The organism is Rhodococcus sp. UFZ-B548 (genome assembly GCF_903819475.1).
Taxonomy (GTDB): Bacteria; Actinomycetota; Actinomycetes; order Mycobacteriales; family Mycobacteriaceae; genus Rhodococcus_F; species Rhodococcus_F erythropolis.
Window position 1 is genome coordinate 26,978 of the sequence record NZ_CAIJDS010000054.1, and the last position, 25,762, is coordinate 52,739.

The window sequence follows — 25,762 nt, forward strand, 5'->3', positions numbered from 1 at the left end:
GATCGTCACGGGGTCAAGTCCCAATGCGTGGTGTTTGAGGACGGGCACTGCGTGATCTCTTCGTTCAGGCTGTCAATGCTGCTGGGGTAGCACAGGTCGCCTCCTCGTCAATTGTGTTGTCGTCACCGGTTTCCGGGGGTAACGAGACTTACTCGGGAGCGGGCCAGGATGTCCAGTCCGAGATATTGACGGCCTCGGGTCCACTCGTCGTGTTGCTCGGCCAAGACCGCGCCGACGAGCCGAATCAGGGAGGTGCGATCAGGGAAATGCGAACGATCTCGGTCCGGCGACGGATCTCCTTTGTTCAGTCGTTCCCGTGGATTGTTGGACCAGATCTGACGCCAGATCTCCTTTGAGAAGGAGGTGAATGCGAGCAACTCGGCGCGGGCGTCGTCGAGGTGTGCCGCTACCTTCGGAAGCTTGTCCGACAACGCGGTGAGCATCCTGGGTAGCACAGGCGGATGACGGGTGGCACGAGGCCGGCGGTGGGGAATTTCGCTTCGTGGACGGTCTCACCTGCGCGGTTGAAGTGGGTGTAGAGACCGTTGACACGTTTCTGCTGTCCAGGTCTCGAGATTGGTGATGGACTAGGTCCGGTAGATGGCGTTGGTGGTGAAGTCGAATTATGTGACGCTGCGGTTGCGGTCTTCGGTTTGTTGTGATCGTGCGACGACGGTACCGATATAGTGGACGTCGAGGAGGTGCGCCAGAGCTTCGAGAGCAGTGGACAGTTCGTTTGTCATGACGTTCCTCTCGAAGGCTCCGGCCCGTGCTCACTCACGGCAGGTTAGGAGAAACTGCATACGACTTCGCTTGCCGGGCAATCGAAGTCCGGTAGACGCAGTGTGTCGCCACTATGGATGTATCTCCTTTGGCCTCGTCGAACCGGAACTTGTCAAGGGAGTTGAGTCCAGCGGGAGTTAGGCGGCTGTCGGTTCCGCCGCCTCCGGGATCTCGGATTCGTCGGCGGGCCGGTTGATCCAGGCACTGTCTGGCAGATCGAGGATCTTCGGTGCGGCCGTCGTGCCGAAGCGGTGAGGGTGTTTCGCCCGAGCCGCAGCGAGAACACTCCGGCGGTCTGCCGCTCTGCCCGCCGCCAAACCGAAGTGAACATCGGCTGGAGTATGCAGACCGATACCGGTATGCCGATGCTCATGGTTGTACCAAGCGGTGAAGACGTCCATGAATTCTCTTGCTTCGCTGATTGATCCGAAACGCTCAGGGAACGACTGTCCGTACTTCAAAGTCTTGAACACCGCTTCCGAGTATGGGTTGTCGTTCGACACCTGCGGCCGTGAATGCGACCGGGTGATCTCGAGATCTGCGAGTAGTGCAGCGACGGTTTTACTGGTCATCGAAGTACCCCGGTCAGCGTGGACGACCTGCGGAATGCCGTGAACCGAGAAGATGTTCTCCATCAATTCCCTTGCAAGAAAACCTGACTCGTGTGTGTGGACGTGAACACCGACGATGTAACGAGAGTAGATGTCGATCATCACGTAGGCATCGAAATATTGCCCCTTTACGGGGCCGGCGAGTTTCGTGATGTCCCACGAGTACACCTGCCGGGGTGCGGTCGCCACCAGTTCCGGACAAGCCTTCGAGGGGTGTCGGGCCAGCCTCCGACGCTCGGCGACCTGCGCGTTCTCTCGCAGCACCCGATACATCGTCGACACCGAACACACGTAGATTCCCTCGTCGAGCAGTTGCGCGAACACCTCAAGTGGTGCTTGATCGACGAAACGATCACTGTTGAGAATCTCGAGGATGCGGCGGCGTTCGATGCTGGTCAGCTTGTTCGCCGGTTCGACCACCGACGCAGGTGCAAGGTCGGGTGTGGGCGCGGCAGCAGCAGTTCGGTGCCTCAGCGCGGTCGAACGGATGACGCCGGTCAGCGCACTCGCCATCCGTGTCGAGACTCCAGCTTCGGCCAGTTCAGTCCACGCGGCGGTCAGCGCTTGCCCGGCTTGTCGCCCGGATCCGCTCTCTCGGAAAGCGATTCCAAGAGAGCGTGTGCTTTTCCCATGATGCTCAGGGCGGCTTCGGTCGTGGTCAACCGTTTGTTCGCGCGTTCCAACTCACGAGTCAGGCGGGCGATCTCGGCCTGCTCTGCGGTGAGCTTTCCGACCTTCGCGCCGGGCTTCTTACCGTCAAGGACGCCGGCGTCGCGTTGCTTGCGCCTCTCGCAGATCAGCGAGGAGTACAGGCCTTCACGGCGCAGATATGCACCGCCGCCGCCGTCCTCGCATGCCAGCTCGTACGCGGCCAAATGGGTCAGCTTGTCCGCGGGGGTGAATGCTCGTCGTCGGCGAGGGCCGTCGGCTCGGGGATGGGGAGAGGCCATGCGGTCATTGTCCTCGACCGGCGCAGGGGTGGAAATCGTCGAGAGGTTGATCCGTATTTCGCCCTGCAGGCGGGGTTGCTGTGAACCGGTGGACTCAACTCACCCTGACACACAGGGAACGCCCAGAATCAACTTGGATCGGAACTTCACATGTGTTGTTGCACTACAGGGATCGGATCAGATTCTTCGCGAGACCCGTGGCCGGGATCATGTCACCTGCATAGCGCACGAAGGGATCAGTCTCTGACGGTGATGTCGCAGCTGGCCAAGGACTGAGGACCTAAGCTCGCTCATCCGTAAGTTACCTACTGTTCGAGCAGATGCCCGTACCCACATCGGATCAAGCTGCCCCGCAGCGCCTTGCTGGGCGTATTGCTCCGAAGCCACTCCGCGACACCTCGCTCACGTTCTTGCGGTGATGCCCGCGACAGACCGAGCTGGGTGATCAGTGAACTCGCAAACCTCGGCGGCGGCATAGACGTACCCGGCGCCGCAAAGACGCCGTCGTCCCAGGGCTGATCATTGCTCATCGGCATCAATGGTAGGCCGTTGCCGGCGATGTCGACTCCCGGAGACGATCCCGACCAGCCCTTTTGCTTCACTGCCACTACGAACGAGAATGGCCGCGGAGCACCCCTCAAGCTCAGTCCTGGGAGTTTGGACTTTCGCTTGAGGGACACACGTAGGTGTCAGCCGCGTTCCGTGCATGAGGATTTCGTCGGCGGTCTGATTACGGGTCCGCTTGTCGGGGGTACTCCGACTGGAAAGATGCTGATCGGAAGGGTGCATACGGGATGCAGGATGTCAGACGCGGGATGACCGACCTCGATTTGGTTCAGGAGCTCGCCCGGCTCGAGAATCTGGACGAAATGAGCCGGTGTGATGAGATGAAGTTGGAGATCGTGCGGGACGAGTTGGCCCGTCGGCAGTGAGCAGGCTCGGCTCTCCTGGGCGTATATAATCGTCTGTTGGTGCGGAGCATGGCCCGCACCCAGCGGTGTCCCTCCCGCGGTCAGGCATGTGATCAGGGGCAGCTCCGTCGACAGCTGCGAGTGTCCAACAAATAGAGCGAGGTTGAATTCCTGCCGCCCAACGGTTTCAGTGGCGGGAGCCGACTTTTTCGGGTCCAGGGGCTCGTGTCTAGCCTAAGGCTAAACGAAGAGAACCTCGAGCGTTCAGCTGAACATCACGACGCTGGTCGAACTGACACACGCTTTCCTTCCGGACCTACTTTCCCGACGCGGCGCACTCGTCAACATCGCGGGCACTGCATCATTTCAGCCCACTCCCGGCATGGACCGTCTACGGTGCGTCCAAAGCGTATGTTCTCAATTTCGCGGAAGCGCTGTGGGCCGAAGCGCGAGGAACCTGCCTGACCGTGCTGGCTGTCTGACCCGGCCCGACAAAGGCCGAGTTCTTCGATGTCGTCGGATCAGAGGAAGCAGCGGTCGGCCGTATGCAAACCTCAACTCAGTTGGTAGACAGGGATTTCTGTGCATTGGACCGTCGCAGCGCACCACCGTGCGTCGTCTCTGGCCTGCCCAACTGGGTGTTCTCGATCAGCACGCGATTCGCCACGCGTAGACTGGGCGCAGCGGTCACCGGTCGTCTACTCGGAGACATTCGGATGAAGTCCATTCTCAGAGCAAGGTAGAACGACGATCAAGGTAAGGTATGGGTCGTCGGTTCGGGCGGCGCTGTCACGCCGTGGAGCTTGCTCAATGTTTGGGTCCAGCCGCGCCGGCGGAGTCGGCTGACCGCTCCCGAATGGCGTGCCGAGATGGCCGCCCGCTTCGCGCTCTGGCAGGAAGTCATCGCGACAGATGCCGCCGCCTGAAAGTGAGTGGCCCGGCTGTGTCCCGTAACGGCCTGTCCCAAACAGGCTTCGCTACCAGCCTTTTCGGCTAGCGTGACAGTTCCTCTGTTGCTATCGTGCAGATCCTATCCCGATTGTCGACGGTTCCTGAACACTGGACCACCTTGGGTCCCGCAAAATTGACCCACCTGCGGCAACGCTGGGAGGGTGATTTCATTGGAGGATTGGGCGGAGATCCGCCGGTTGCATCGCAGTGAGCGTCTGCCGATCAGGGAGATCGCCCGCCGCTTGGGGATTTCCCGGAATACGGTTCGGTCGGCGTTGGCCTCGGATCGACCACCTCGATACGAACGACCGCGACGAGGGTCGGTGGCCGATGTGTTCGAGCCGCAGATCCGAGCATTGCTGGTGGACTGGCCGAAGATGCTGGCACCGGTCATCGCGGAACGAATCGGGTGGCCGCACTCGTTGTCGCCGCTGAAGAAACGCCTGCAGCTGATCCGGCCCGAGTACGTCGGAGTCGATCCAGTCGATCGGACGACCTATCGGCCAGGTGCAATCGCACAGTGCGACTTGTGTTTTCCCGCAACACCGATACCTGTCGGTGGCGGCCAGGAACGGGTCCTGCCGGTATTGGTCATGGTGTTGGGGTACTCACGCTTCATCACCGCGTTGATGATCCCATCCAGGCAAGGCGGCGACATCCTCTCGGGGATGTGGGAGCTGATCTCACAACTCGGACGTGTACCGAAAACGCTGGTATGGGACCGGGAATCAGCGATCGGTGGCACTGGAAAGGTCACGACCGTAGCAGCGGCGTTCGCCGGGACGCTGGCCACTCGGATCCAATTGGCGCCACCGAGGGACCAGGAATACAAAGGTGTGGTCGAACGCGCCAACGGCTACCTGGAAACATCGTTTCTGCCCTGCCGGCGATTCACCTCACCGACTGATTTCAACATTCAGCTCCAGGACTGGCTCACTCGCGCGAATACTCGCACGGTGAGGGCGATCGGTGGCCGCCCTGTCGATCTACTCACCACCGATATTCAAGCAATGATCGAACTGCCACCGGTCATTCCGTCGGTCGGACTCAGTCACCGGATCCGGTTGGCTCGGGACTACTACGTCCGTATCGACGCCGCCGACTACTCGATCGATCCGCGGGTGATCGGCCGATTCGTCGACGTCAGCGCCAGCCCGACGACGGTGACAGCTCGCTGTGACGGACAGATCGTTGCTCGCCACGACCGCTCGTGGGAGAAACATGTGGTCGTCACCGATCCCGATCACGTCGATACCGCGGCGCAACTGCGCTGCGGATTCGCGACCGAGCGGGCACGCCGCACTGCCGCGGCCACCCGTCAGCACACCGACGGCCATACCGTCGCACTACGTGCGTTACCGGACTACGACGCCTTGTTCGGCGTCGACTTCGACTCCACCCCAACAACAGTGAGGACCACATCATGACAACCACAGCGGCGAAGACGAAAGCGGAGGACCAGGCAACCGCAGCAGCGGCCTTGCCCGCCGACGGACTGCCATCGCAGATGGCATACCTGACGAGGGTGTTGAAAACACCGACCATCGGACGGGTCTGGGAAGAGCTCGCCGATCACGCCCGCGACGAGAACGGGTCACACGAGGAATACCTCGCCACGGTGCTGCAACGCCAACTCGCCGATCGTGAATCCGCCGGCACCACCATGCGGATCCGCACCGCGCACTTCCCGGCAGTGAAAACCTTGGAAGACTTCAACCTCGACCACCTACCAAGTCTGAGACGTGATGTGTTGGCACACTTGGTGACTGGAATGTTCGTCGCCAAAGCGGAAAACGTCATCCTGCTCGGCCCTCCTGGAATCGGCAAAACGCATCTCGCGATCGGACTCGGAGTCAAAGCCGCCTACGCCGGATACTCCGTCCTGTTCGACACCGCGTCGAACTGGATTTCCCGGTTGACCACCGCGCACCATGCCGGGCAACTCGACACCGAACTCAAGAAGATCCGCCGCTACAAACTGATCATCATCGACGAAGTCGGATACATCCCCTTCGATCAGGACGCAGCCAACGTGTTCTTCCAGCTGATCGCATCCCGGTACGAGTTGGGTTCGATCATGGTCACCTCGAATCTGCCGTTCGGGAAAGCGCACATGTTCGCGCGAATCTGTGCGTAGTCGCGCCGAAGTTTCACGGGTTCGGCAGTCGGGTCGGGTCGACGAAGTCTGCCAGGTAGATCATGGCGGCCTCGGCGGTCATGCCGAATGCCGCGGCGACGAGCTTCGGATCCATGGTGTTGACCAGATCGATAAGGCGAGTGCAGCGGATCATCCGCGGGCCGAACCCGCAATCGTCGAGCACATGACTCAGATAGGCGACCGATGCGGGTGACCGTCCGGCCTTGGTCCCTTTGGTGACGATGACGTGCGGATTGGCGGTGCGCCAGGAGGCGCGCTGGGCCAAACAGCGCTGCACGATCGTCCAGCTCGCCGGGTCCATCGGGACCGGATGCGGTCGCTCGCCAAGCCTGACGGTCTGTCGAAGCGGATCGACATCGTCGCAGGTCAGCAGCCGGACTTCGCGACTGGAAGCGCCATGCAGCAAGGCGAGGATGCCGACCAGGGATTCATGCGGATGCACCAGCAGGTCGGTGGTCCACCGCTGGAACAACCGGCGTTGTTGCTCGAGAGTGAGCGTCCGGCCACGAAAACCCTTGGCCTCTTTCCTGTCCAGGCTCTTCGTCGGATCGACAAGGACCAGACGGTGACTGCGCGCGAATCGGAAAAACTGGCGCAGCACGGTGAGTCTTCGCTGGCGCGACTTCGGCAGGGAAACTAGGAACGCCTCGACGTCGCCGAGCTCGACGGTCGCCCAATCTTGTTTCCCGCGTTCACTGTTCAAGAACGAAGCGAAATCTCGAACGGCCGCCAGTGCGGCCTCTATGGTCGAATCGCTGCGGGGCAGTGTTCCGGCCCGGCGAGCACGGGCCTTGGCGGTAAGCATGAACTCGGCGAATCCTGCGATTGCCGGTCGCAGCGGTTCAGGGGCCGCTTCGATCCGCCGTTGCCGGCGGCCGGCGGCGAGTCGCTCGTTGTGGTCGGTCGGCATCGCCAGCCCGTGTTCGGTGAAGAAATCTTGCATCGATCTGGCCAGCGGACCCATGGAACGGCCTGAGCGGCGTGCCCTGTCGAGCAGGGACGGCGGATGATTGGAGTGCTCGTCGTCGAGCAGTCGCCCCAGCTCGGTGACCGCCACACACGCACGGCCTGGCGAATAGCCGTCGGCGAGACAGGTGATCAGGCCGGGCAGCCAATCCGGCGGGTCGGCAAGACGTGCTAGGAGATGTTCGCCGGCCACATGCGGCCGATCCGGATGGCGCTGCCAGCATCGCGAGCACATGCCGCGGCCGGCATGGCGACGCAACACGCCACAGGCGACGCAGACGCGCGGGGGCTTCTTCGAAGGGCGCGGCCTCGAACAGTGACCGCACCAGCCGGTGTCCACGCGCAGATACCCGGGTTTGCCGCACCGCGGACAGTCCTGTTGCCGAGCTTGCAGGTCGGCTTTGCGTTGGCAGCCCCGGCACAACACGGCCTCCGCGAAGCGGACCTTGTGACCGCACTGCGCGCACCGGCGGGAACAAATCACGCAACGACCTGTCTCGACGACCAGCACCCTACTGCGGCTGCAGTCAGGGCACGGCTGCTTGGCGGCCGCGTCCTTGGCGCGGGCGGTGCACCGGCAGCACAGGTCGCGGCCGATGATGCCCACCGGTCCGCCGCACTCGGCACAGTCACGCTGGCGTTTACGCATGTTCTGCAATGACTTCCAGGTCGAAGCGTCACATCGGCGGAAGCGAGCGGCCGCGGGCGTTGACGGCTTGGCGCTGCGTCGGCGCCGGTCGAATTGGCGGATCGGCAGGACGCTCGACGGGAGTGGCGTCGATCTCGAACAAGTCGTCCGGAGTGCATTGCAAGGCAGTGCACAACGCGATCAGCGTCGTCATCTTGATCTGGGTGGGTTCCTTGGTGAACAGCGCCGACACCGACGCCGCCGACATCTCCAGCCCGGCTTTGTCTGCCAGCAGCCTGCGCAGCTCGGTCCCGGTCCACACTTCGCGTTGGGCCGCGGCCATCCGCAGTCGCCACTTGATCCTCACGCTCGCTCGTCCTCTCCGCTGAGCTCGGCCAGGGTGGTGGTCACCGCGCGCCGATACGCGTCCTCGATGAAGGTCGCCGATGGCCGGACATACCGCATCGTCGATCCGACGGTCCAGTGACCCAGAAGCTGTTGGATCGCAACCAGATCCACGCCACGCTCATAGTTGTGGGTCGCGCACGCACGTCGCAGCGCATGCGGGCTGAACCGCTCCGAACGCGGGCGCCCTTCGAGCTCCATCAGATATCGCAGCCGGTTGCGGATCGTTCCACGATGCAGCGGCCCGCCGGACTCGTCGGCGAACAACACCGGCGAGTCCGGGAACTTGGGCCGCACGTCGGTCAGGAACCAGCGCAGCACCAGGTCCAGACCGTCGAGCATCGGAACCCATCGCGGCCGAGGACCGGACATCCTGGCGCCCTTACCGAAGCGGACATGAAGTTTGCCGAACGGACCACGATCGAAATGCACATCCGGAAGGTCGAGCAGCGCAGCCTCTTCCGAGCGCAGTCCGGCATGATAGAGCGTCCGGAACAGCGCGTAGTCCCGAGCTGCCGGCCCATATTTTCGGGCGGTGATGATGCGCGCCTTCATGAACTCGAAGAACTCCCGCACGCGCTCCGGAGTCGGAGGCGGCACCAGCGCCGGCGAATCGTCGCCGACATGGCGGGAGGCGTTGAACTCATCCACCGGACAGACCAGCTTCACCCCGAACACGGCCTCGATCTCGGCTGCCTTGCGAACCTGGAGGAACCAGTGGAATCCCTTGAAGATCTGCACATACTCCCGCCGAGTCGACGGAGCACGGCCCGCGACTGCGAGGCTGCCGACGACTCGGTCGATGTCCTCGGCGGTGACTTCCCACGCCGGCCGGCCCAGTGCCGTCAGCGTCCGCTCGAGTAGCCCGATGTCGTTGTCGATAGTGACTGGGCTGAAGCCCCGAGCTCGCCAGGACGCGACGAAGGCGTCCACGCAGTTGCGTTGGAACACAACAGGATCTGACTCGATCGACTCTATCGGAACGACGTTGCCCGGGATCAGCCGCAGACCTTCGGTCATCAGCACACCTTCTTCACACCTGAACGATTAAGGTAGCACCTAATATAGACCGCTCACAGCTTGAAGAAGGCTAGAACGCGAAAACATGCTGAAGTCCCAGCGAGCTGCGGGTTTCCACGGAGACGAACAAGTGCCAACCCCAGATCGATGGGGCGAAACCTTTTCCGACGACGTCGTCGCCGCAGCGATGATCGACCGACTCGTCCACCACGCCGAAGTACTCACCCTCACCGGCGACTCCTACCGCACCCGATCCAGTCGAGAACTGCTCACCAAGAACCGATCCAACAACGACTAATGACCGCAAGTGGGTCAACTTTGCGGGACCCGTAAAGGGTCAGAGTTCAGAGACCGTTGACACCGATGGGTACCTGCTTGGATTTCGGTGGCCATGATGATGGAGCGGGTGGCAGGATTCGAATCCGCGTGGACGGTTCTGCAGACTGCTGCCTTGCATCTCGGCCACGCCCGCAATGGAAATCAATTATGTTTGAAGAAAACAATATTCGTCAGGTTAGCAAATCATGAAGAGTTGATCTGCCTCAGTGTTCGGCTACTGGCTGTAGGTGGATGCTGCAGTTATAGGTACGAGGAGAAGCACTGTTATTCAGCGTGATTCGAGGGCGGCAAGGTTTCGCGGGACCGTGCTTAGGATGTGATAGACCTGGTCTCGCGGGGAGGATGCCTTCTTGTTAGTTGGGCGCGGGCCCAATATCGTGATCGTCGACGGGATGATTCGTATACCCGCCGGCTGACTGTCGCTTCCAGGGGACGGGCGGCGATTAGATGAAGTACCGATGATCGGGAATTGTGTATGTGAACTTCGGTCGTCGAGCCGCATCGTCTCTGTGTCAGCCATCACAATGATGTGTTCGAATGACTACGAGGTGAATCATGCGTCACGAAGGAACTACCCCCGAGCAGCTTGCACTTCCGGACAGGACAGTCCGGAAAGTCATGCTCCGCTTCATGCCGGTCATCGGATTGGCCTACATCGTCCTGTATCTGGACCGCCTGAACATCGGTGTCGCAGCATTGACGATGAACAAGGAACTAGGCATTTCTGCGTCGATGTTCGGGTTCGCTGCCGGTATCTATTTCTGGAGCTACACGATCTGCGAACCGCCGAGCAATTACATTCTGACAAAGGTCGGGGCGCGCCGTTGGATTACCCGGATCATGATCACGTGGGGGATCGTCACGATCGGGACGGCCTTCGTGCAGGGTGCCTCAGGCCTGGTCGCAGCTCGATTCCTTCTCGGTATCGCCGAGGCTGGATTCTCTCCGGGAATGCTGTTCTTCGTCTCCAGATGGTTCCCCAATCGCGATCGAGGTAAGGCGATGGCGTGGATCGTCACGTTCATCTGTTTTTCGGGGCTGGGTACGCCGATCACTACGCATCTGATGGCTATCGACGGATTTCTCGGGCTTTCGGGTTGGCGGTGGGTCTTCATTCTCACGGGCGTCCCGGCTGTCGTGATGGCCTTCGTGATCTACAAGGTTCTGCGTGACAAGCCTTCCGAGGCCGAGTTTCTCACCGAAGAGGAACGTGGTTGGCTCACCGACACTCTCGAAGCCGAGGCGCAGGAGCGTGAAGCGGTAGTCGGTAAGCACAGTTTCCTGCAGGGTCTGGTGCATCCACGTGTCCTTGTTCTGATCGCCGTCTTTATCTGTTTCACATTCAGTCTCAACGGGTTCCAGATCTGGATGCCGCAGATCTATGCGCAGCTCGGGATGACCACCACGCAGATCGGCTGGGTTGCCGCGTTACCTGCTCTGATCGCGATCGGGCCGATGATCTGGTGGACGCGGCATTCGGACCGCGCCGGTGAACGTCCCGTGCACTTTGCCATAGCGGCGTCGGTGGCCGCGCTCGGATTTGCCATTGCCGCACTGTTTTTCACCACTCCCGTCGTCGCGATCTTCGGATTCTGCATCGCTGGTATCGGTCTCTATAGTTCGATGAGCATTTTCATCACCATGCCGTCCAGCTTCCTTACCGGCGCCGCTCTTGCTGCCGGATTCGGAGTGATCAACGGAATGGGTAACCTCGGTGGCTATTTCGGCCCTCAGGTGACCGGCTGGATCAAGGATGCGACCAACAGTTTCACGCCGGCCATCGGTGTGTACTCCGCGGTGCTCGCAACGGCGGCACTGATCGTGCTGATCCTCAAGCTACTCACGAGGAAAGCCGACAAGGTGAATGCTCAACTGACGCTGGACTACCGGTCGGAACGGGACGCAGGCACTCTCGTCACGCCCGAGCAGGGTTGAGCGCAGACGTTCGAGCAGCAATAAGTCCCGATCAACGGGAACTATGCATTCTCCGTGCGCTCTGTCGCGGGACATCATCAGAGCATCCGGGTCACGGCCGTCGACGGTCGGGGCCGGCGGCCAACGACAAACGAGGACCTTCGTGAGTAAATATTTTGGGCCATTGCGCCAATTGGGCTACGTCGTGCGCGACATCGACAGTGCATTGAAATACTGGATCGACGTGGTTGGCGTCGGACCGTTCTTCTTCGTGGAAGACCAGCCCCTGAACGACTTCGTCTTTCGCGGCGAACCGAGTGCACCGCGATTCAGTGTTGCACTCGCGCACAGCGGTAGCGCACAGATCGAACTGATTCAGCAGCACAACAACGAACCGTCGGCATTCCGCGAGTTCACCGATCGCGGTCTCGAAGGACTTCAGCATGTCGCCTACTGGACTACGGATTTCGATCGCCATCTGACGGAATCCAAGCAGCGCGGACTCGTCGAACTGCAGAGCGGTCGCTCCGGCAGTGGTGCTCCAGACGAACGCTTCGTCTACTTCGAGGAAAGCGCGTACCCGGGAACCGTCGTCGAACTCTCCGAGGTCAGTGGGCGCAAGGGGAATCTGTTTCGCGCCATCGAGGCGGCATCGCAGGGATGGGATGGGTCTGACCCCATTCGCGACATGCGGAAGGTGCTGTAGCCGTGAGCCGAAAGGTAGCAATCGTGACGGGCGGCGCTTCCGGTATCGGGCTGGCAACATGCAGGCGCTTTGTCGCCCAGGACTGGAACGTCGTGTCCGCAGATCTGTCACACGCACCTGGCGACAGTGTTGCGTCAGCGGACAATCGGTCGATCGAGGTTCGGACGGACGTCACCGATGAGGGTGATCTCCGCCGACTGTGTGACGTCGCCGAAGGAGCGTTCGGCCGCGTCGACGCCGTCGTGACCTCCGCCGGAACTGCGGACAACGCTCCGGTTCGCCAGACGACACCCGAACGATTCAGACGAACACTCGAACTGAATCTGGTCTCCACGTTCGCCGTTGTACGTGAGTTCGTGGACCTACTCGCTGCCGACGGCGGCGGGTCGGTAGTCACGATCGCCTCGGTATCGGGTCTGCGCGGCAGTGTCGACCGGGCGTCGTATTCGGCGTCGAAGGGCGGAGTGATCGCCCTGACCACTCAGCTCGCGATAGAGCTGGCAGGTGAGGGCATCCGCGTGAATTGTGTGGCCCCCGGATCCACACTGACACCATTGGCGCGGCGTGCACAGAGTCCTGACATGCAGCGCGCGATCCTGGAATCCATTCCGCTGCAACGCTATGCCGACCCGAACGAGATCGCCGAAGTCGTGACGTTTGTCGCCGGTCCCGCTGCCGGTTTCGTGACCGGCCAGACCTGGACGGTTGACGGTGGTCAGTCGATGGGCGCCGGCTGGAATCTACCGAAGGATCGTCATGACAACTGATCAATGGACCGCTACGACAGACAAACCGGTGGTCATCGGTGTTCACGTCAACGAAAACACCATGCGCGAACCAAATCCCCACATACCGTGGACACCTGACGAAATTGCGCAGACCGCGCGAGCGTGCGAGGACGCGGGAGCATCGGTGATGCACTTTCACGGGCGAACGGTGGACGGCGGCGCCGATCACTCGGCGGCGACATACGGTGCAATCATCGAGCGAGTTCGCGCGGTGTCGAATCTTCTGCTCGCACCGTCCATGGCAAACGTCCCCGGGCGTACAGTCGACGAGCGACTGGCGAATCTTGCTCCGAATCAGGCGAATCCGAATACTCGTTCCGACTTCTTGGTCATCGACATGGGTTGCGCGGCGATGGACCTGATCGACTCGAAAACCGGTCACTACGTCACCGACTCCGCTGTCTTCGTCAACGACACCCGAACGCAGATCGAGCTTCTCTCCCGCGCGGCCGAACTGGGAATGGCGCCGTACCTGACGTCGTTCAACGTCAGTTGGACGCGCGCCATCGTTGCACATGCCAGATCGCAGAGTCTGGCATTGCCGTTGGCCGTTGCGTTCATCCTCGGCGGCGACGAGTTCCCGGCGGCGCATCCCGCTACTGTCGCCGGGTTGCGTGCACAATTGGACCTACTGCCACCAGATCTGACGATGGAGTGGATCGTGTCCGCCTATCGCGGCAATGTCCTTGCAGCAGCGGAGGAATCGATCAGGCGCGGCGGCCATGTGGCGATCGGTGCGGGTGACTATCACTACGCGGAACTGGGACATCCGTCGTCACCTGACTTGGTGAAGGAAGTCGCGGCTATCGCTCGCCGGTACGGACGCGAACCCGCAACTCCGGAACAGGCGCGTCGGATTCTAGGGGTGAATGTTCATGCGAGTCGTTGAAACAGAAGGCGCCGAACCCACTTTGGTGCACACCGCGAACGGGCAGCGTGTCTGGATCATGGACTCCATAGCGTTCGCGTCGCGTGCGCAGAGTGGTGACGTGATCGTGACCGGTTCACACGGCGGAACGAGTGCCGGGGAATACGCAGTGGAGTACGGCGTGCGCGTAGTGGTGTGCAACGACGCCGGCGTCGGAAAGAACCGAGCGGGTATCGCAGGCTTGGCGGCGGTCGACGCACAAGACATTGCGGGTATTGCAGTCGGACACAACAGTTCGCGCATCGGCGACGGCAAGGACGTGTGGGAAAGCGGCATCGTCACTTACGTCAATCCGACTGCTGCTCGAGCAGGAGTGCGTCTGGGAGCGCGCCTGTCGGAAGAAATTCTGGCGCTGGTCCAGAGAGGCGTCGGTTGATGTTTCGGGGCATAGTCGGTGAGGAGAACGGCAGAGTGATCGTTGTCATGGACAGCATGTCGCAGATCGAACAGGGGGATCGAGACCGCATTGTTGTCGCGGCCTCCAACGGCGGCCAGGAATCCGGACGGATGGCGATTGCAACCGGTTGTGCATTGGCCGTCATGAACGACGCGGGCGTTGGCAAGGACCAGGCAGGGATCGTCGGAATTATTCACATGGGGGAGGCAGGTCTTGCCGGCGTCGCGGTCAGTCACGACTCCGCCGAGATCAGCAATGGAATGGATATGTGGCACAACGGAACAATCTCGTACGTCAACGGTCCCGCTGCCTCCGCGGGGATGAGGGTGGGCGACAACGTCCGTACGAGCGTGGCCGGATTTGCTCTGCGCTTTCCCCTCGGCACCACCATCGGATCCGAGAGTCCGTCATGAGCAGCCACGTTGTCAACCGGCCCGAAAATGTTGTGCGAGAAGCACTGGAAGGTCTTCAGATTCTTTATCCGACCACGATCTCGTATCACCGAGACCCGACTTTCGTGACGCGGGCGCAGGGCAGTCGAGGCAAAGTTGCCCTCGTGTCCGGCGGCGGTGCCGGACACGAACCGCTGCATTCGGGATTTGTGGGGCTGGGCATGCTCGACGCGGCCGTTCCCGGAGCGGTCTTTGCAAGTCCCACGGCATTCCAGATTCGCGCAGCGGTCGAGGCAGTCGAGAATGGCCTAGGCGCATTGCTGATCGTGAAGAACTACACCGGCGACAAGCTGAATTTCTCGATCGCTGCAGAGCTCCTGGGCACCGAACGGCAACTGGAGATCGTGGTGGTCGACGACGACCTCGCGACAGTGTCGACAGACAACGACGGCCCTGGAAGGCGAGGCACTGCGGCAGTCATTGCCGTGGAGAAGATATGCGGCGCTGCAGCGGAGCGAGGGTTCGCGCTTGCCGAGGTAGCCGAACTGGGCCGTCGGGTGGTCTCGGCCTCGGCGACGCTCAGTGCTGCCTTCCGCTCATGTACACCTCCGGGACAGACCCGCCCTTCGTTCGAACTGGCACCAGGCGAGATGGAATTCGGAGTCGGTATCCACGGCGAGCGTGGCCGGGAGACTCGGCCGGCTGTGACCGCAGCGGAACTGGTGGAACAACTGGCAGCGCCGATCGTCGAGGCGATCAGCGCCGAGCGCGGCGGCGGAGTCATTGCGATAGTCAACGGTCTGGGAGCCACCCACGACCTCGAATTAGCTATCGCCACTGCCGAATTGAAATCATTTCTGGACGGGGCCGGTATTGCTCTGGACCGCGTCATTGCCGGGTCGTTTGTCACAGCCCTGGATATGCACGGACTCTCGATCACTCTGGTTCGTTCGACCGACGAGTTTCTGGATCTGTGGGATGCGCCGGTTCGAACCGCCGCGCTGTCGTGGTAATTCACATCTGCACTACCGAAAAGAGCTTCATGATGACAACGCTGAACGTCGGCGACACGCATGCTTGGATCAATCGATTTGCCGCCCAGGCCGAAGACCAGTTCGATGCCCTCACTGACCTCGACCGGCTCGTCGGTGACGGGGACTTCGGTATGAATCTGCGCTCCGGTCTCCGCGGCGCGGTGCGCCGGATCGACCTGGATCCGCCGTCTGACCCCGGTGGGATATTCGCTCGCGTGTCCGACGCTTTTCTCGACACCGGCGGTACGAGCGGACCACTGCTCGGGCTGTGGTTCGGCAGGATCGGAGCGATAACCGGAGATGCCGTCACCGCAGAAGATTTTGCGTCTGCCCTGACGGCGGCGACCTCGGCGGTTCAGCGCTTGGGCAATGCGCAGGTGGGTCACAAGACAATGGTCGATGCCATGGTTCCAGCCGCTGACGCGTTGTCGGATGCCGCAACCTCCGGATCGACCGTCTTTGCTGCGCTGGACGCTGCCGCCGGTGCGGCGCAGCGCGGGGCAAAGTCGACACGCTCGATGCTCGCGCGGCGTGGACGCGCTACGTACGTGGGTGAACATGCCCGTGGTGTCGAAGATCCGGGTGCAGCTGCGATCGCGATGTTCTTTTCTGCGGCGCAGCGGGAAGGTGATCCGGCGTGAACGATCTCAGGGACAAGGTGATCGTGAACGATCTCAGGGACAAGGTGATTGTGACGGTTGCTCCCACAGGCGGCTTTCTCACAGCGGCGGACAACCCGCATATCCCGACACAGCCCCAGCAGATTGCCGCGGACGTTGCGAGATGTCACAGCGCCGGCGCGAGCGTGGCGGCGCTGCACGCACGCAGACCGGACGATCAAGCGACGTGCGACGCTGCCATCTATCGCCACATGAACACGCTGGTCCGTGAACGTTGCGACATCGTGCTGAACAACTCGACCGGTGGTGGCGTCAACGGTGACATGGTGCGTACCCGCAGCGACGGAAGTCGCGTCGTCGACTGGGACGCGAGGCTGCAGGGCCTGTACGGCGGCGCCGACACGTGCACGCTGGATGCGATCACCGCGTATGTGACCTCTCCGGTTGGTGAGGTGCTGATGGATACGCCGCCGAGTCGCGCAGCCGAACTCGCGTCCGCCATGCGCGCGCTGGGAATCACCCCGGAGTGGGAAGCGTTCAGTCCCACCCATCTGCTTCAGGAAATCCGGGACCTCACTGCGGGATATCCGGGGCCCCACCTCGTCAACCTGGTTCTCGGTCTCGATCACACCTTTCAGAATGCGATGCCGTACTCCCCGAAGAACTTGCAGGAGATGGTGGAGTACTTGCCGGAGAATTCCGTCTTCTCGGTGAGCATCAGTGGTAGCGATCAAATACGTGGACTCACCCATGCGCTCGTGCTCGGCGGACACGTACGGGTAGGGATCGAGGACTATCCATTTCTCGAGACCGGCGAGCCGGCCGAGAACGTCCGGTTGGTGGAAAACATCGTCGGGATCGTCGAGAGTCTCGGATTGCAACCGGCGACCCCGGACGAAGCCAGAGCCATACTCGGATTGGACCGCACTGATGGATAGAACACTACGATCACAGGATTGGTTCGGTGGCAACGATCTCAATGCCTTCATCCACAGATCGTGGATGAAGAACCAGGGCATCCCCGACCGAATGTTCGACGGACGTCCGGTTATCGGAATCTGCAACACCTATTCAGAACTCACTCCGTGCAACGCCCATTTCCGGGACTTGGCCGAGCAAGTTCGTCTGGGAATCATCGAAGCTGGAGGATTCCCCGTCGAGTTTCCGGTGATGTCGCTGGGAGAGACAATCATTCGACCGACGACGATGCTGTACCGCAACCTCGTGAGCATGGATGTGGAGGAGTCGATTCGGGCAAACCCTATCGACGGCGTCGTATTACTCTGCGGCTGTGACAAGACCACTCCGGCGCTGGTGATGGGCGCGGCGAGTTGCGACCTTCCGACCATTGTCGTCTCCGGCGGGCCCATGCTCAACGGCCGTCATCAGGGTAAAACTGTGGGATCGGGGACGTCGGTATTCGAGATGAGTGAAGCCGTTCGAGCCGGTTGTATGAGCGAATGTGAGTTCAGGACAGCAGAATCGGCGATGTCACGGTCGCCGGGCCATTGCAACACGATGGGTACCGCCTCGACGATGGCATCGATCGTGGAGGCGCTGGGTCTCACTCTTCCGGGAAATGCGGCGATTCCCGCGGTGGATTCACGGCGGCGAGTCCTGGCGCGAGACAGCGGGGTTCGGATCGTGGAGATGGTGGCCGAGAATCTTACGATGTCCGCGGTGGTGGACCGACGGTCGCTGGAGAACGCGATCAGAGTCAACACGGCCATCGGCGGTTCCACCAACGCTGTGGTCCACTTACTTGCCATCGCGGGAAGGCTGGAAGTACCACTGGAACTCGCTGACTTCGGTGAGCAGAGCCGAGACGTTCCGCTACTGGTCAACCTCATGCCTTCCGGCACATTCCTGATGGAAGACTTCTTCTACGCCGGCGGCCTGCCTGCAGTGATCGCCGAACTCGGCGACGCACTTCACCGGGATGCACTGACCGTCACCGGTAAAACGCTGGGCGAGAACAATTCCGGTGAAGTCGTGTGGGACTCTGACGTCATCCGCAGCACGGAAACTCCGCTGCGTGAGCAGGCGGGAATCGCAGTGTTGACGGGGAATCTCGCACCGAACGGTGCCGTGATCAAGCCGTCCGCCGCGTCACCCGAGTTGCTGAGTCATGTGGGGCGTGCAGTCGTCTTTCACGGAATGGACGACTTCACTGCACGTATCGACTCACCGGATCTCGACATCGAAGCCGATGACGTCATCGTTCTCACGGGTGCGGGACCGAAGGGATTCCCCGGGATGCCCGAGGTGGGTAACCTGCCGCTTCCACGGAAACTGCTGGAGCAGGGCGTACGAGACATGGTGAGGATCTCCGACGCGCGAATGAGCGGAACTGCATTCGGTGCCGTGGTGTTGCACGTTGCGCCGGAGGCGGCCGCGGGTGGACCGCTTGCCGCCGTCCGAGACGGTGACATGATCGAACTGGACGTTCAGCGTGGCGTGCTGCGCCTTCTCGTCGACGACGAGGAGTTAGCGCAGCGACTTCTGGCGTTGCCGCTGCCCGCGGCGAAGTTCACGAGCGGGTATCAGCGACTGTTCGTCGATCATGTGATGCAGGCTGACCGGGGAGTAGATTTCGACTTCCTCGTGGGGAAACGAGGAACGGAGGTCCATGGTGACAATCACTGAGCGGGCCGCTCGCGTTGTAACTGAGCGGGCTGGTCGGGTAGTAGTGGTGACGGGTGCGGGATCCGGGCTCGGCCGCGCCATGGCCACGGGCCTACTCGATGCCGGACACCATGTCGTGTTGGTTGGCCGGAACAGTGGGAAGCTCGAAGCGGTAGCCGAAGGGTACGAGCGTGCGAATGTGCATTCCTCGGACGTCTCGTCGGCCGACTCGGTTCGCGAACTCTTCGCTGCGGTGTCGGCAAGATTCGGCAGACTCGATGTGCTGATCAACAACGCGGGGACTTTCGGGCCCTCGGGAAGCGTGGACGAGATCGATCCGGCTGCCTGGAACGATACCGTCGCGGCCAACCTCACCGGCGTGTTTCTCTGTGCCCGGGAAGCAGTTCGGATCATGAAGACTCAAGATCCTCGAGGTGGCCGCATCATCAACAACGGTTCGCTGTCCGCCCACACACCGAGACCGGCAAGCGCTGCTTACACGGCAACCAAACACGGCGTTTCCGGATTGACGAAGTCGATATCCCTCGACGGCCGCGAGTTCGATATCTGTTGCAGCCAAATCGATATCGGTAACGCCGCAACAGATATGACTGCGGGTGTCAGCCACTCGGCCCGGCAGGCTGACGGTACAACGAAGCCCGAACCGACTTTCGATCCGCGTCATGTGGCCGATACCGTTGTGCAGCTGATAGATCTGCCATTGGATGTCAACATTCCGACGTTGACCATCATGGCCAACCGCATGCCCTATGTCGGACGTGGCTGAGACTTCAGCGTCGCTGCAGCACCGGCCGGACAACGGACTGAGCGTTCGACAGGTCACGTGAGATAGCGATTGCGGTAGTTCTCACTGCGGCATCGATTCGAGTCAGATTGATGCGACCGGACATGCCCGAGATAGAGATCGCCCCGAGAACGTCCTCGTCGGGACCGAAGATGGGTGCAGCTGCGCCGACAATCCGAGGGAGGGCTTCTTGACGATCGAAGGCAACGCCTCTTCTGCGGACCCGATCCAGTTCGCTGTGGAAGAGTTCAGGGTCTGTGATGGTGTTCTCGGTGTGTGCTTTCAGGACGCCGGGAATCGCGACGTCGGCTAGGTCGGTGAACGCCAATACTGCTTTGCCGGAACAACTTGCATGTGCCGGCCATCGACCCCCGATCTGTTGTGGAAGGCGTGGACCGTCGTCGCCGCGAAAGACGTCCAGGTACACCACGTCGAAACCATCCAGGACCGCGAGACCGACATTGTGCCCGGTGGCTTCACGAAGCGCCGAGAGGTGCCGCCGCGCCGCCTCGCGGAGGTTGCGCTGGCGTGGAACAGATTCGCCGATCTCGAACAACAGCAGGCCGAGCCGGTAGTTAGTTCCTTGACGTTCGAGCAATCCGACGCGGACAAGATCGTCGACCATTCGATACACGGTTGTTTTTGCCATACCGGTTCGGCGGACCAGCTCTGCAGCGCTGAGAACGCCTGAGCTGTCACGGAATGTCTTCAAAATCTCGGTGGATCGACCAATCGCTGAAATCTCGCCATCGGTCCGATGAATGGGACTCACACTAAGCATTCTGTCTGCCCGGCGAAGGATTGTCGAGCGGTTGTGGCGGCACTCAGGAGGATTGACGCCTGCATGGTGGTTTCGACCCGAACTCAGCCGTGGGGTTGTGTGAACACCTTCTCGAAACAGTTCGAAAACGGCATAACTTCATAGGGGGAGAAGATCGGGATTCGCGAGTATCCACTCTTTTCATACAATCTGACTGCGTCGGGTTGACGGTCCCCGGTCTGGAGAATCAGCCGTGGCCGTCCAGCCTTCCGGGCAGCATCTTCGACCGTATCCAAGATGAGTGTGGACACGCCACCTCCGCGATGCGACGGGCTGACGTACATCCGCTTCAACTCCAGATCGGCGCCGTTCCAACGAAGCGTCGCATGGCCCACCGCGTGTGGTTCTTCACCCTCGCGCCCACTGTCGTTGGCGTACACCACCACTGTCAGGTGCACCGATTGCGGGTCAACCGAATTTGCGGCCGCTCGGTCGGCAGTGGATACGCGGTCGGAGTAGCGTGGCCCCACCTCGGCAGCCATCTCGCCGCGTAAAGCCTCGGCATCAGGATGGGTCCACGACACCTCACGAATATGAAGCGATGAAATCTTGATGTCGTGTGCCATGTGTAGTGTCCTTCTGACGCAGACGATGAGACCAATTCGACACGAATAGTATCGGTAAGCGTGCGCCGCGGGGTCTCGAGTGCCACCACAGGAAGTCAGGATTCGGAGTTCGCCCCAAGTTTCGTATGAAGGGCGTTGGAGTAGTCTCCCGCATCGGACGCCGCGAGGCACTGGCTTACGGGACCAGACTCGTCAATTCGGCAAATATCGATTGAATATATTGTGGCAGTGTTGGATTCGATTTCATGTGCGCTCGGTGAACGGCCGTCGCCGCGCACCGTAGTGGAAGGCGGGATCGATGACAGGGACCGCCCGATGATGGTCGAACCACGGCACATGGATCGGAATGGATCCGTTTCGATCCGAGTGATTTCAAATTGTCTCCGACAAGCGTGGAGCGAGGGTCACGAGAAGGTGGCACTGTTGCGGTGGAGGATAGGTCCGATGATCGGGACTCGCTGGTTGGGATCGGAACAGCGTGGGGTCAGTATGTGTCATTGCGCATCACAAAGATGTGCCTGGCTGAACGGAGGTTCAAGGCGGATGAGTTTCGGCATCGACATCGGATCGGCGCGCGTCACACAACTTACAGAAATGGCGCACTGGCCGTTTGCTGCGCGCGATCTGTTCCCCTTGATCAGCGACGCTGAAGTCGAGGCCGCATCTCGTCTGTTGGCAGAGCCATTCGTGGACAGACCGAGTGGCGATTTGGTGCTTGCGATCCATACTTACGTCGTCGAGATCGGTGGTAAGACGATCGTGGTGGACACGGGAAACGGCAATGACAAGAATCGCCCGAACCTACTGCCGCATCACATGTTCGACACCGATTACCTCACACGTTTTGCGGCCACCGGCATCGGCATCGATAATGTCGATGCCGTTATCAGCACTCACCTGCATCCTGATCATTGCGGTTGGAACACCAAGCTCGACGCAGGGGTTTGGAAGCCGACATTCCCCGGTGCCACATACATTTTCGGGCGTATTGAACTCGAAGGTCTCGAGCGGTTGGCCGCAGCTGGTGCTGGCGAAGGTGTGGTTTCCGATCTCGTGAAAACCTTTGAGGACAGCGTTCGTCCGGTACTCGACGAGGCGGCGTGGGTGGCTGTCGACGACGGTTATGTCCTGGCGGAGCACGAAGGGACCGCTGTAGTGGTGCGTGTTGCGCCTGGGCACACGGGTGGGCATCTCACGGTGGAGATCCAGACTCCCGACGGCGGCGCGGTCATCTCCGGTGACGTCATTCACCATCCCATCCAGTTTCTGTTTCCGGACCTCTGCCAAGGCGGGGATGCTGACCCCGCTGTTTCGTTGCGAACCCGCACAGCGTTGCTTGATCGGTGCGCGCGTGAAGGTCTGCTTCTGTTACCAGCGCACTTTCCGGTCGATGAGCCGATCCCGGTCGGATTCAATGCAATCGGCTTTCCCGAGGCGGCATTCTTCCTTGCTGCCCGGGAGCCTGCCGTTGACCTCAGGAGGGCTCAAAGGCCCGGCATGCAGCCAACTCAGTAGGGCCGGGTCAAGGTGTCGAGTTTCGACCATCTAGTCTCCAGGCTCCGGTGTAGATTGCAGCAAGGTGTTCAGCAACGGCGCCGAGCTCGCTGAAGCGGCGAAGAATTGAGAATTTCAGTGCAGGATTGCGCGACCGACGACTGCCCGAATGTTGCACCGTTCGCCTTGACAACCAGGTCGGCATGGTGTTCTGCCTGCATCGATGAGACGTCTCATTGATCGCTCTGGAGAGTAGCTGGCTGTTGTGCGCTTCAGCCGACACTGTCACGTTAGTTGAAAGAAATAGCAGCGCAGTTGCTTTGGCGCACGAAGCGATGTATCCCTCGTTGGGTGGTTCACGGTTCAGGATGCAATCCCGGTCGTGCTGACTTCCTGCCGGACCGTGAAGCAGTCGGCCATCTCGGTACGCCATTCGGGCGCAGAGGGTCTGTGCCGGTTGGGCCGGAAATGCGGTGAAATACCCGAGAAAGCGGACAGGAATCGTTGCGCGTGCCCAGGTGATGTGAAGAGTTTCATCGCCCGTTATCGCTGCCTGGTGGGTTGATGCGAGTTCTCGGCTCGATTGTTCACATACTTCGACTGGCGATGCTCGACCGAGGCCAGCATCTCACGGTGAGCGACGCTGTAACTGGTCAGCTTGTCGGTGACGATCACCCGCGGAACATACTGCACTTCCTTGAGTAGTCGGCGGAATAATCGTCTGGTCGCCAACGCGTTTCGGCACAACTGAACCAGCACATCGAGCACGTTGCCGTCCTGGTCGACCGCCCGCCACAGGTAATGCAGGGTGCCGTTGATTTTGATGAAGACTTCGTCGAGGTGCCACTTGTCACCGAGCCGGGCCCGCCGTCGGCGCAGCTGGTTGGCGTAGGCCTTCCCGAACTTGGCGCACCACCGCCGGATCGTCTCGTAACTGACCACGACACCGTGCTCGAGCATGAGTTCCTCGTCCTCGCGGAAGCTGAGCTGGAACCGAAAGTGCAACCACACGCAGTGGCTGATGATCTCGACCGAGGGGCAAGTCCAAATGCGTGGTGTGTGAGGACGGGCACTGCGTGATTTCCTCGTTCAGGCTGTCAGCGCTGTTCGGATAGTCGAGTTCACCTCCTCGTCGATTGTGTTGTCGTCAACGGTTTCCGGGGTAACGAGACTTACTCGGGAGCGGGCCCGAACATCGAGACCGAGATATCGACGGCCTTCAGTCCACTCGTCATGTTGCTCGGCGAGAACCGCCCCGACGAGCCGGATCAACGAGGTCCGGTCGGGGAAAATGCCGACGACATCGGTCCGACGGCGGATCTCCTTGTTCAGTCGTTACTGTGGATTGTTGGACCAGATCTGACGCCAAATCTCCTTCGGAAATACGGTAAACGCGAGCAACTCCGCCCGGGCGTCGTCGAGATGTGCCGCTACCTTCGGAAGCTTGTCCGACAACGCATCGAGCATTCGATCATATTGTTCCGCAATGCCTTTCGAGTCTGGTTGGTCGTAGATCGAATGCAGCATCGTCTTCACCCTCCCTCAAGGACTCCATCCAGGGGGCACCCCCCAGGCCATTGCGTTTTCGGAGTGATCGACATCAAGTTCACCGCGTAGTGCGTTCGGCAGCGTTGCCACGACACACCAGGTAGCGATCGCTCCGATCGCCGCCACGAAGCCAGCGTGGGCATCGGAGGTCACAAGTTTCACCCCGCTCAATCCGCGGGCAACGAGCCCGCGAAAGAAAAGAGATGTCAACCAGCCGGCCTTGTCTTCCCCGGAGGAGACGTCGAGACCCAGTATTTCTCGGTGTCCGTCGCGATTGATGCCGACCGCCAACAAGGCGTGCACGTTCATCACGCGCCTTCAGTACCAGTGCGTCGGCCGCGACGAATGTGTATCGGGGCCTTGCGAAGACGCACCGTGAAGGTGGGCTACGTGCCCTCCATGAGTTCGTCGAGATGTCGACGTGACCACCCGCACAGTGAGTACACCGTTCTCAGCAGATCGCGGCCGGCGGTGGAGAGACTGTATTCCACGCGAGGGTTCGCAGTCCGGTAATCGTGTCGATCAACCAATCCGTCGCGTTCCATCGAACGCAACGTCTGAGTGAGCATCTTGTGGCTGACTCCGTCGAGTGCGCGATGCAGGGCGGTGAATCTGAGGCAGCCGTCGCCACAGGCTTCCAGAACCGGAAGGGTCCATTTGTTTGTCAGGGTTTCGAACACCGCACGAGCGGCAGCGCGAGCTTGCTGCTCGCGGTCGTCGATCTCCCGGCCGGGGTTCTCACTTGTAAGTGCGTACTTCTGCACCATCGAATTCCTTCCTATGCTCGAGCTATGACGATCTTGAAGACCTACGCCCGACTCTTCGTCGACGATACCGAGACCGCATTACCTCTCTACGAAACTCTTGTCGGCCGACCGGCAGACCTCCGGTTTCAGTTCGAAAAAGCAGACATCGCGGCTGTTGGTGACTTTCTGATTATTGGAGGGCCCGCAGCGGAAACTGCGAAGTACCGAGGGACGGTCGGGCCCGTGATTGTGGACGACCTAGATGTCGTGGTTGCCGAGCTGGTTCGATCCGGAGCTCGTGTCGAAGCCGGCCCACTCGAGAGTGCGACGGGAAAATTCTTCTACCTCACTCATGCTGACGGTGTCACCGTCGAATACGTGCAGTGGGCTCCGGCGATCGCTCAGAGAGTCTGGCAGGTCCCCGATAGTCGGACCACCGCGCTTTAGAGCAGCGGTTTGATTGGTTTCAGTCGATCTCGCACCATGGGTGAGGATTCGTTTGATGTCCCAGGCGTGATGGGCGGCGTCGTGTGCATTGTTGCGTGCCACATCCGCAGCTTGCTGGAGACCTCTCGTGTCGTGCTCGAGAACAATGTTCGCTGCTAGTTGTTGTGGGTATGGACGTTGCTGACGCTGGATTGAAGTAGACGGGCTGGC

25 protein-coding genes and 4 pseudogenes are annotated in these 25,762 nt (G+C 60.8%); 18 read left to right on the forward strand and 11 right to left on the reverse strand.

The window, feature by feature from the left end:
• Nucleotides 1–122: 122 nt before the first annotated feature.
• The 3 genes from H7C86_RS30655 to H7C86_RS30665 all read right to left on the reverse strand — a co-directional run bounded on the left by H7C86_RS30655 (nucleotide 123) and on the right by H7C86_RS30665 (nucleotide 2,952).
• Complete coding sequence (locus tag H7C86_RS30655; RefSeq protein WP_397517281.1) at nucleotides 123–443, reverse strand: transposase; 321 nt, start codon at nucleotides 441–443, stop codon at nucleotides 123–125.
• A 477-nt stretch (nucleotides 444–920) separates the two neighbouring features.
• Nucleotides 921–2,395, reverse strand: a protein-coding gene (locus H7C86_RS30660) for an IS3 family transposase (protein WP_259349345.1) whose coding sequence is annotated in 2 segments (ribosomal slippage) — nucleotides 921–2,017 and nucleotides 2,017–2,395 — 1,476 coding nt in all. Because the reading frame shifts where the segments join, the coding sequence is not laid out codon by codon here.
• Between the two features lie 254 nt (nucleotides 2,396–2,649).
• Nucleotides 2,650–2,952, reverse strand: coding sequence for a hypothetical protein (locus H7C86_RS30665; protein ID WP_182262869.1), 303 nt, complete (start codon nucleotides 2,950–2,952; stop codon nucleotides 2,650–2,652).
• 556 nt (nucleotides 2,953–3,508) lie between these two features.
• Between H7C86_RS30665 and H7C86_RS37900 the strand changes: the two are divergent.
• The 3 genes and pseudogenes from H7C86_RS37900 to istB all read left to right on the forward strand — a co-directional run.
• Nucleotides 3,509–3,998, forward strand: a pseudogene (locus H7C86_RS37900) (SDR family NAD(P)-dependent oxidoreductase); the annotation flags it as partial.
• A gap of 369 nt (nucleotides 3,999–4,367) precedes the next feature.
• Nucleotides 4,368–5,633, forward strand: coding sequence for an IS21 family transposase (gene istA / locus H7C86_RS30670; RefSeq protein WP_182262870.1), 1,266 nt, complete (start codon nucleotides 4,368–4,370; stop codon nucleotides 5,631–5,633).
• Entirely contained in the window at nucleotides 5,630–6,343 is a 714-nt protein-coding gene (gene istB, locus H7C86_RS30675) for an IS21-like element helper ATPase IstB (protein WP_182262871.1), read from the forward strand. The genes istA and istB overlap by 4 nt, the downstream gene beginning before the upstream one ends.
• Nucleotides 6,344–6,356: 13 nt before the next feature.
• On the opposite strand, the gene H7C86_RS30680 is transcribed toward istB, so the two are convergent.
• Complete coding sequence (locus H7C86_RS30680; RefSeq protein WP_003943392.1) at nucleotides 6,357–7,523, reverse strand: site-specific integrase; 1,167 nt, start codon at nucleotides 7,521–7,523, stop codon at nucleotides 6,357–6,359.
• Nucleotides 7,524–7,646: 123 nt separating this feature from the next.
• Between H7C86_RS30680 and H7C86_RS37520 the strand changes: the two genes are divergently transcribed.
• A complete protein-coding gene (locus H7C86_RS37520) occupies nucleotides 7,647–7,991 on the forward strand; it encodes a hypothetical protein (RefSeq protein WP_073513720.1) in 345 nt (114 codons plus the stop codon).
• A gap of 16 nt (nucleotides 7,992–8,007) precedes the next feature.
• Here H7C86_RS37520 and H7C86_RS30685 read toward each other — a convergent pair whose 3' ends face one another.
• Complete coding sequence (locus H7C86_RS30685; RefSeq protein ID WP_064445096.1) at nucleotides 8,008–8,325, reverse strand: helix-turn-helix transcriptional regulator; 318 nt, start codon at nucleotides 8,323–8,325, stop codon at nucleotides 8,008–8,010.
• On the reverse strand, nucleotides 8,322–9,383 hold the full coding sequence (locus tag H7C86_RS30690; RefSeq protein ID WP_064445106.1) for a site-specific integrase: 1,062 nt from the start codon (nucleotides 9,381–9,383) through the stop codon (nucleotides 8,322–8,324). The genes H7C86_RS30685 and H7C86_RS30690 overlap by 4 nt, the downstream gene beginning before the upstream one ends.
• A gap of 145 nt (nucleotides 9,384–9,528) precedes the next feature.
• Between H7C86_RS30690 and H7C86_RS30695 the strand changes: the two are divergent.
• The 12 genes and pseudogenes from H7C86_RS30695 to H7C86_RS30750 form a co-directional block, all read left to right on the forward strand.
• Nucleotides 9,529–9,681, forward strand: a pseudogene (locus H7C86_RS30695) (ATP-binding protein); the annotation flags it as partial.
• A gap of 596 nt (nucleotides 9,682–10,277) precedes the next feature.
• The gene (locus H7C86_RS30700; protein WP_182262873.1) at nucleotides 10,278–11,657 is read left to right on the forward strand and encodes an MFS transporter; all 1,380 of its coding nucleotides are present in this window, start codon (nucleotides 10,278–10,280) and stop codon (nucleotides 11,655–11,657) included.
• Between the two features lie 142 nt (nucleotides 11,658–11,799).
• Nucleotides 11,800–12,342 carry a VOC family protein gene (locus tag H7C86_RS30705; RefSeq protein WP_259349342.1) on the forward strand — a complete coding sequence of 181 codons (543 nt, stop codon included), beginning with the start codon at nucleotides 11,800–11,802 and terminating at the stop codon, nucleotides 12,340–12,342.
• Nucleotides 12,343–12,344: 2 nt separating this feature from the next.
• On the forward strand, nucleotides 12,345–13,109 hold the full coding sequence (locus H7C86_RS30710; RefSeq protein ID WP_182262875.1) for an SDR family NAD(P)-dependent oxidoreductase: 765 nt from the start codon (nucleotides 12,345–12,347) through the stop codon (nucleotides 13,107–13,109).
• Complete coding sequence (locus H7C86_RS30715; RefSeq protein ID WP_182262876.1) at nucleotides 13,099–14,019, forward strand: 3-keto-5-aminohexanoate cleavage protein; 921 nt, start codon at nucleotides 13,099–13,101, stop codon at nucleotides 14,017–14,019. The genes H7C86_RS30710 and H7C86_RS30715 overlap by 11 nt, the downstream gene beginning before the upstream one ends.
• Nucleotides 14,006–14,434 (forward strand): hypothetical protein, encoded by a 429-nt coding sequence (locus H7C86_RS30720; RefSeq protein WP_182262877.1) that lies wholly within the window; start codon nucleotides 14,006–14,008, stop codon nucleotides 14,432–14,434. Before H7C86_RS30715 ends, H7C86_RS30720 begins: the two co-directional genes overlap by 14 nt.
• A complete protein-coding gene (locus H7C86_RS30725; RefSeq protein WP_182262878.1) occupies nucleotides 14,434–14,868 on the forward strand; it encodes a hypothetical protein in 435 nt (144 codons plus the stop codon). Before H7C86_RS30720 ends, H7C86_RS30725 begins: the two co-directional genes overlap by 1 nt.
• A complete protein-coding gene (locus tag H7C86_RS37525) occupies nucleotides 14,865–15,860 on the forward strand; it encodes a dihydroxyacetone kinase subunit DhaK (protein ID WP_182262879.1) in 996 nt (331 codons plus the stop codon). Before H7C86_RS30725 ends, H7C86_RS37525 begins: the two co-directional genes overlap by 4 nt.
• A gap of 29 nt (nucleotides 15,861–15,889) precedes the next feature.
• Nucleotides 15,890–16,522, forward strand: coding sequence for a dihydroxyacetone kinase subunit DhaL (gene dhaL, locus H7C86_RS37530; protein WP_259349343.1), 633 nt, complete (start codon nucleotides 15,890–15,892; stop codon nucleotides 16,520–16,522).
• On the forward strand, nucleotides 16,519–17,439 hold the full coding sequence (locus H7C86_RS30740) for a 3-keto-5-aminohexanoate cleavage protein (protein WP_259349344.1): 921 nt from the start codon (nucleotides 16,519–16,521) through the stop codon (nucleotides 17,437–17,439). The genes dhaL and H7C86_RS30740 overlap by 4 nt, the downstream gene beginning before the upstream one ends.
• Nucleotides 17,432–19,147, forward strand: coding sequence for an IlvD/Edd family dehydratase (locus tag H7C86_RS30745; RefSeq protein WP_182262880.1), 1,716 nt, complete (start codon nucleotides 17,432–17,434; stop codon nucleotides 19,145–19,147). The genes H7C86_RS30740 and H7C86_RS30745 overlap by 8 nt, the downstream gene beginning before the upstream one ends.
• Nucleotides 19,131–19,913, forward strand: a complete 783-nt coding sequence (locus H7C86_RS30750; protein WP_182262881.1) for an SDR family oxidoreductase — start codon at nucleotides 19,131–19,133, stop codon at nucleotides 19,911–19,913. The genes H7C86_RS30745 and H7C86_RS30750 overlap by 17 nt, the downstream gene beginning before the upstream one ends.
• 4 nt (nucleotides 19,914–19,917) lie before the next feature.
• Here H7C86_RS30750 and H7C86_RS30755 read toward each other — a convergent pair whose 3' ends face one another.
• Together H7C86_RS30755 and H7C86_RS30760 are read right to left on the reverse strand one after the other, a co-directional pair.
• Nucleotides 19,918–20,703: an IclR family transcriptional regulator gene (locus H7C86_RS30755; protein WP_182262882.1), complete on the reverse strand. Its 786-nt coding sequence runs from the start codon at nucleotides 20,701–20,703 to the stop codon at nucleotides 19,918–19,920.
• A 92-nt stretch (nucleotides 20,704–20,795) separates the two neighbouring features.
• Nucleotides 20,796–21,317 (reverse strand): GNAT family N-acetyltransferase, encoded by a 522-nt coding sequence (locus tag H7C86_RS30760; RefSeq protein ID WP_182262883.1) that lies wholly within the window; start codon nucleotides 21,315–21,317, stop codon nucleotides 20,796–20,798.
• Between the two features lie 543 nt (nucleotides 21,318–21,860).
• On the opposite strand from H7C86_RS30760, the gene H7C86_RS30765 reads away from it, so the two are divergent.
• Nucleotides 21,861–22,832, forward strand: coding sequence for an MBL fold metallo-hydrolase (locus H7C86_RS30765; protein ID WP_182262884.1), 972 nt, complete (start codon nucleotides 21,861–21,863; stop codon nucleotides 22,830–22,832).
• Nucleotides 22,833–23,174: 342 nt separating this feature from the next.
• Here the strand turns inward: H7C86_RS30765 and H7C86_RS30770 are convergent.
• From H7C86_RS30770 to H7C86_RS30785, 3 genes and pseudogenes are all read right to left on the reverse strand, one after another.
• Nucleotides 23,175–23,861 (reverse strand): annotated as a pseudogene (locus H7C86_RS30770) (IS6 family transposase).
• Nucleotides 23,862–23,900: 39 nt separating this feature from the next.
• Nucleotides 23,901–24,711, reverse strand: a pseudogene (locus H7C86_RS30780) (IS256 family transposase); the annotation flags it as partial.
• A gap of 34 nt (nucleotides 24,712–24,745) precedes the next feature.
• A complete protein-coding gene (locus tag H7C86_RS30785; protein ID WP_182262885.1) occupies nucleotides 24,746–25,126 on the reverse strand; it encodes a helix-turn-helix domain-containing protein in 381 nt (126 codons plus the stop codon).
• Between the two features lie 24 nt (nucleotides 25,127–25,150).
• Here H7C86_RS30785 and H7C86_RS30790 point away from each other — a divergent pair, with 24 nt between their 5' ends.
• Nucleotides 25,151–25,552: a VOC family protein gene (locus tag H7C86_RS30790; protein ID WP_182262886.1), complete on the forward strand. Its 402-nt coding sequence runs from the start codon at nucleotides 25,151–25,153 to the stop codon at nucleotides 25,550–25,552.
• The last annotated feature ends 210 nt before the right edge of the window (nucleotides 25,553–25,762 follow it).